This window comes from Microseira sp. BLCC-F43 (assembly GCF_041929235.1).
GTDB lineage: Bacteria > Cyanobacteriota > Cyanobacteriia > Cyanobacteriales > Aerosakkonemataceae > Microseira.
Window position 1 is genome coordinate 1 of the sequence record NZ_JBHFNP010000081.1, and the last position, 6,764, is coordinate 6,764.

General features: G+C 43.2%; 3 protein-coding genes. All 3 read left to right on the forward strand.

Going from position 1 to position 6,764, the window contains the following annotated elements; all coding sequences use genetic code 11:
* Window positions 1-189, forward strand: a 189-nt coding sequence (locus ACE1CM_RS12470) for a hypothetical protein (protein ID WP_374877796.1), incomplete at its 5' end; no start/stop codon positions are given.
* 689 nt (window positions 190-878) lie between these two features.
* Window positions 879-1,844 carry a calcium-binding protein gene (locus ACE1CM_RS12475; protein WP_374877797.1) on the forward strand — a complete coding sequence of 322 codons (966 nt, stop codon included), beginning with the start codon at window positions 879-881 and terminating at the stop codon, window positions 1,842-1,844.
* A gap of 412 nt (window positions 1,845-2,256) precedes the next feature.
* The coding region (locus tag ACE1CM_RS12480; protein ID WP_374877798.1) for a tetratricopeptide repeat protein at window positions 2,257-6,764 on the forward strand (4,508 nt) is incomplete at its 3' end.

Below are 6,764 nucleotides of genomic sequence, written 5' to 3' on the forward strand. Positions count from 1 at the left end.
AGCGTTAACGAAACCATCACCAAGACCTTAGACACCAACTTGGGTGGTTTAGAAGGAAACGTTGCTCAAGTGATTGCTACCGCTGATGCTCGTGGTGGTGACATCACCTTCACCAGTATCATCGCTGGTGGTCAAACCGAAGATGACAGTTCTGAGTCTTTCGTTCAAATTGTTGCTGCTACCAAGTAATTGCTGCCACGGCATTACTTGCAGTATCAACCTCAAAACCAAAGCAGGCATGAGTGAGTCAGAAAACCAACACCGAGTGCCATTGTTTGTTGGGTTATCTTGTACTCTACTCTGCCTACCAATAGATGATACAAAGATCTGAAAGCTTTACTTATAAATAGTTTTCAGCTGGTTTTTGTTTGAATTTTCTGTGTACTGTCTGATACCCTCTATAACTAGGTCATTTATTAAGCGTTCTGTCTGTTTGGCAAACTTCACAAAATCCTCATAATACTTAGCATAAAATTGAAAATTTAATCGTTGCATACTGCCAAATTGTTGTTAAAATTGCAGTATGGTAACACAAGGATGAAAAACTCCAAGAACAAAACGTGATGCCATGCTCAACCACTACAACTGAAGGTATGGGGTTGCAGCAAAAAGTATAGAAATGGTGCGGAAAATCAACCGTTAGGGAAAGCTTAGCGAACAAGGTTGGAAGATACCAAAGTAGCCGTAAAGCCTAGAAATGGGTGGAGGCAGGTAAGGCATTTTGACTGCGCTTTCATCTTGAGTAAAATCAAGTCGAAATAAAGTGAAGCGACGTGGTTTCAAACCGTCGCGTAACAACGTCTCAGAATCAGGGTTTTTCAAAGCCCCCAGAAGTCAATCAGATTGGAAACTTGACAAACTTTAGGAGATCTAACGATATGGCCATCCAAATAGGAATTGATGGAAACAATATCTTAACTGGACTGGAAGGAAACTTGAATCCCACTATCGCTACATCAACAGGGACCAGGTTAATGGGAACTGATGGAAACGACACATTAACCGTACCTGGAGGAAACTCTAATCTTAGAGGCTACACCATCCTGGGTATTGGTGGCAGCGACGTTATGATTGGTGGCGGCGGCAGAGACAAAATTATAGCGGGATCTGGCAGTTCCTATCTGGATGGGGGCGACGGCAATGACCAGCTGTTTGGTAGCTTCGGCGATGATACTGCGATTGGGGGCAACGGCAATGATGTAATCTTTGGCGACTTCGGCAACGACTACCTGGATGGGGGCAGCGGCAATGACCGGATGTTTGGGGGCTTCGGGGACGATCTAGTGTTTGGCGGCGACGGCAACGATACACTTGATGGCAGCGTCGGCAGTGACGTGCTGTTTGGGGGCGCGGGTAATGACGTTCTTACTGGAGGTACTAACGGAGATCCCAATAAGGATGCTGAGTTGTTGTTTAGGGACTATGTCGTTGGGGGTAGCGGCAATGATATTCTGGATGGATTTGTCGGTGGTGGAACCATTGAGATAGATAACTTAATTGGTGGTGGTGCGGTTGACGCTAACGTTAATATCACATTGAACCCCGATGGCTTTAGAGACACATTTGTACTTGGGAGTTCGAATGGCGTTTATTACGCTGGCGGTGGGGATAATGACTACGCTCTTATTTTAGACTTCGAGGCTGGCACAGATAAGCTCCGGTTACAGAAATTTGGGTCAGGGTTGCCGGTGCAGAGTTATACAATATCGCGGACTCGCGATTTGACCAGCGATGGTGTTGCTGATACAGATTTGTTCGCTCAATTGTCTAATGGTTCTAAAGAATTAATTGCTGTTTTTAATGGATCAGTCAGCCTTTCCTTGGCAGATATTATCCAAGTCTAAAGGCTTTTCAACCCAATACAGTTAAGTCAGGCTGGAATGGGATACACTGTAGGGGCGCGGCATCAGTAAGATTTTCTGCCTGTGGAAAAGATTTTCGATGCCGTGCCCCTACTAGTTAAAAATAATCAAATGCCCTCCGGGCCGGGTGCGGTCAATCATTTGTTGGTTGAGATTGACGGGGGGATGGGGGGACGGGGGGACGCGGGGAAATTTGTTCGATATCACCAACAGGTTTTGACCACACCCCTCCGGGCCAAAGCGCCAAAATACTTGGGCTTTTTTATTGGTATACCATGAAAGATAGTCTAAAATTGCTGAAAAACAAGGATTTAGGGTAGTTCACAATAGCTGCCATCAAGGCTGAGGTTGAATTCTAGGAATAATTCTGTTCGAGATCGCCTTAATTATAGCCATGAATACCGAAAACATTTCAGAATCTAACATTGAATCTCTGGTCGAAATCGCGGTGCAAAAGCATCAGTCAGGTGAATGGGATGAAGCAGAATCCCTATACAAAGAGATATTAACACTGCCAAGCGAATTAGAAAACCAATATCACCCGATAGCGCTGGGTAATTTAGCAAATATATTTGAAAAACAGGGCAAGTTAGACGCAGCGGTAGAGTATTACCAACAAGCTTTAAAGCTCAAACCTGAATCGGCTGAAGTTAATTACAATTTAGGAAATGTTCTGTACCAACAGGGCAAGTTAGATGCAGCCATAGAATCATACCAGCAAGCATTAAAAATTAAACCAGAAATTGCTCAGGCTCATAACAATTTGGGAAATGTCTTCCTGCAACAGGGCAAGTTAGATGCAGCCATAGAATCATACCAGCAAGCATTAAAGCTGAAACCTGACTATGCTCAGGCTCATCATAATTTGGGAAATGTCTTCCTGCAACAGGGCAAGTTAGATGCAGCCGTAGAATCATACCAGCAAGCATTAAACATTCAACCAAACTATGCGGCTTATCACAAATTGGGAAATGCACTCAAAGTACAAGGAAAGTTAGAGGCAGCTATAAAATCCTACCAGCAATCTATAAGCCTCAACCCTAACTATGTCGAAGTTCATCAGAACTTGGGCAATACACTCTACGAACAGGGCAAGTTAGAAGCAGCCATAGAATCATACCAGCAAGCCTTAAGGCTCAATCCTGACTTTGCTCCAGCTAAATTTGGCATTGTCATCGGTCAACTACCGATTATTTATTCAAGTTTTGAAGAAATAAATATCAAGCGAAATAACTATCAACAACGTCTGCAAGATTTAGCGGAAAGCTATAAGCATACCAACCCCAAAGCTCTAGAAAAGGCAGTGGATGCTGTAGGTTCGTTACAGCCTTTTTATTTAGCTTATCAAGGTGGCAATGACCGAGATTTGCAGCAGATATATGGGGAAACAATCGTTCAGATACTGTCGAGTCGCTATCCCCAATACAGCCAGCCTATTGCTCTGCCAGATTTAAAAGAAAATGAGAAAATTCGTGTAGGTTTTGTTTCGGGATTTTTTAGCAATCATTCTAATTGGTTAATTCCGATTAAGGGGTGGGTGGAAAACCTGGATAGAAATAAATTTGAATTATATGGTTATTACACAGGCTTAAAACAGGATAGAGAAACAGCCAAGGCAGCTCAAGCTTTTGGCAAATTTGTCCAAGGAAACCTGTCGTTAGAACAATGGTGTGAAGCGATTGCACAAGATAAACTACACATCCTGATTTTTCCGGAATTCGGGATGGACCCAATGACAATTAAGTTGGGTTGTTTAAGACTAGCTGCGATTCAAATCACATCTTGGGGACACCCAAATACGAGTGGGCTACCCACGATAGACTATTACTTGAGCAGTGACTTAATGGAACCAGAAAATGCTCAAGAACACTATACAGAAAAGTTAGTCAGATTGCCGAATTTATCGATTTATTACACGCCGTTGGCAATTAAACCGCAAGCAATCGGCAAAAAAGAAATTGGCATCGCCGAGGATGAAATCATGTTCTGGTGCTGTCAATCATTATTTAAGTATTTACCTCAACATGATGATGTTTTTCCGCAAATTGCCAAGGAATTAGGGAAGTGCAAGTTTGCATTCATTAAATATGACAAAGGCGAATATGTAACTGAGGTATTCCAGCAGCGGTTAAACCGTGCTTTTCAAGCATACGGGCTGAATTATCAAGAATACTGCATCTTTTTGCCTCGCATGGATGCTAAGACATTTGCTGGGGTTACAGCGATCGCAGATGTGTTCCTGGATAGCATTGGTTGGTCTGGATGCAATTCTACCTTGGAAGCAATCGCACACAATATACCAGTCATGACATTACCAGGAGACTTGATGCGGGGACGCCATACAATGGCTATCCTCAAAATGATGGGGATCGAAGAGACGATTGCTTCTAGTAAAGAAGATTATATAAAGATAGCAGTCCGTCTCGGTCAAAATCCTGAATATCGTCAATACATATCCCAGCAAATAGCAGCCAATCAGTACAAGTTATATTGCGATCGAGAATCGGTCAGATCTCTGGAGGCTTTTCTCCAAAATGCCGTCCAGAAAAAATCCGCAGGTAATTTAGATGCAGCGGTAGATTACGCTGAAAAAACATCAACAATCAAACCTGACTATGCTGAGGCTCATTACAGCATAGGAAATTTACTCCTGCAACAGGGTAAGTTCGATGCAGCCGCAATATCTTACCAAAAAGCTTTAACAATTAAACCAGATTTCCCTGAAGCACATATTAATCTGGGAAATGTATTATTCCAACAGATCAAATTAGACGCAGCCGCAGAATCTTACCAAAAAGCTTTAACAATCAAACCAGATTTAGCTGAGGCACATAATAATCTGGGAAATGTATTTTTCCAACAGGAAAAATTAGAGGCGGCTGTAGAGTCTTACCAAAAAGCTTTAGAAATACAGCCTAACTTAGTTGACACTGTTTATAACTTGGGACAGGCGCTGGCGAAACAGCTAAAGTTAGAGGCAGCTGTGGAGTGTTACCGCAAAGCTTTAGAAATACAACCTGACTATGTGGCAGCCCAATTTGGCATTTGTATGAGTCAGTTGCCGATTATATATTCAAGTGAGTCAGAAGTAAATATCAGGCGAGATAATTATCAACAAGAACTGCAAAAATTAGCTCAAAGCTATCAATTAGAAATTCCCCAAAACATAGTAGAAAAGGCAGGGGAGGCTGTAGGGACAATACAGCCTTTTTATCTAGCTTATCAAGGGAAAAACGACCGAGATTTGCAGCAAACTTATGGGGAAACGATCGTTAATATCATGGCGAAGCGTTATCCCCAATGGAGTAAGCCAATTGCTGTCACCGAGTTAAAAGCCAACGAAAAAGTGCGTGTCGGGATTGTTTCAGGTTATTTTCGGCTGCATTCTAATTGGAAAATACCTATTAAAGGTTGGGTAGAAAACCTGGATAGGAGTGAGTTTGAATTATTTGGGTATTACACTAATGCCAAACAGGATCGGGAAACTGTCAAAGCGGCGAAAGCGTTTGACAAATTTATCCAAGGACCACTGCTGCTGGAACAATGGTGTGAATTAATTCAACAAGACAAGTTACATATTCTGATTTTTCCCGAATTTGGGATGAATCCGATGACAGTTAAACTGGGTTGTTTAAGACTGGCTGCGATTCAAATGACATCTTGGGGACACCCGGATACGAGTGGGCTACCAACGATTGACTATTATTTGAGCAGTGACTTAATGGAACCGGAAAATCCTCAAGACCACTATACAGAAAAGTTAGTCAGATTGCCCAATTTATCGATTCATTACACGCCGTTGCCAGTGGAAACGCCAGCAATCGGCAAACAAGCAATTGGCATAGCGGAAGATGAAATTATGTTCTGGTGTTGCCAATCTTTATACAAGTATTTGCCGCAGGATGATGATGTGTTTCCGCTGATTGCTAAGCAGTTAGGCAAGTGTAAGTTTGTCTTTATTGAAGCGATACAAAGCAAATATATTAATGAAGTCTTTCGCCAACGGTTAAGCCGTGCTTTTGAGGCATTCGGACTCAATTATCAAGACAGGTGCATCTTTTTGCCTCGCTTAGATTCTAATATGTTCGCAGCGGCTACAGCGATGGCAGATGTGTTCCTGGATAGTCTTGGTTGGTCTGGATGCAATTCTACCCTGGAAGCGATCGCACACAATATTCCGGTCATGACATGGCCAGGAGAAATGATGCGGGGACGCCATACGATGGCTATCCTCAAAATGATGGATCTCTCAGAGACAATCGCTCACAGTAAAGAAGAATATGTGCAGATGGCAGTGCGTCTGGGACAAGATGCTCAATATCGTCAACACATCTCCCAACAAATTGCCCAGAAAAAGCACCAATTATATGGCGACTTAAAACCTGTCAGAGCTTTGGAGGATTTTATCTTAAAGCTGGTCAACAAACCCAGGAGATTTGGCGCAGCAGAAGTAGCCGAAACTCTGCAATTGGCAGTTCAACATCAACGAGAAAATCGCTTACCGGATGCTGAACAACTCTATCGTCAAGTGCTGGAAAAACAACCCGACCACCCAGAAGCTTTATACGGACTCGGCATGTTGATGCAACAGATGGGACAACCCGAAACCGCCCAGCAGTTGCTTGTTGCAGCTTCCCAGGTGCAGCCGGATTCTGTGAAGATTTGGTTCAGTTTGGGCAATTTGCGTCAAGCTCAAGGGCAATTACCAGAAGCAGAGACAGCATACCAGCGAGCGATCGCACTCCGCCCCGATGCGGTAACGATTTACAATAACCTGGGCTACAACCTGCAACAACAAGGCAAGTTAGAAGCAGCGATTGCATCGTATCAAAAAGCTTTGCAGATCAATCCCAACTGCGCGGAAGCAGAGGCGAATTTGGGCAACGCGCTTCACGCCCAAGG

What these genes read in the sequence shown, in the direction of transcription:
- ACE1CM_RS12475 (WP_374877797.1), top strand. Translation starts at nt 879, where the DNA reads ATGGCCATCCAAATAGGAATTGATGGAAACAATATCTTAACTGGACTG.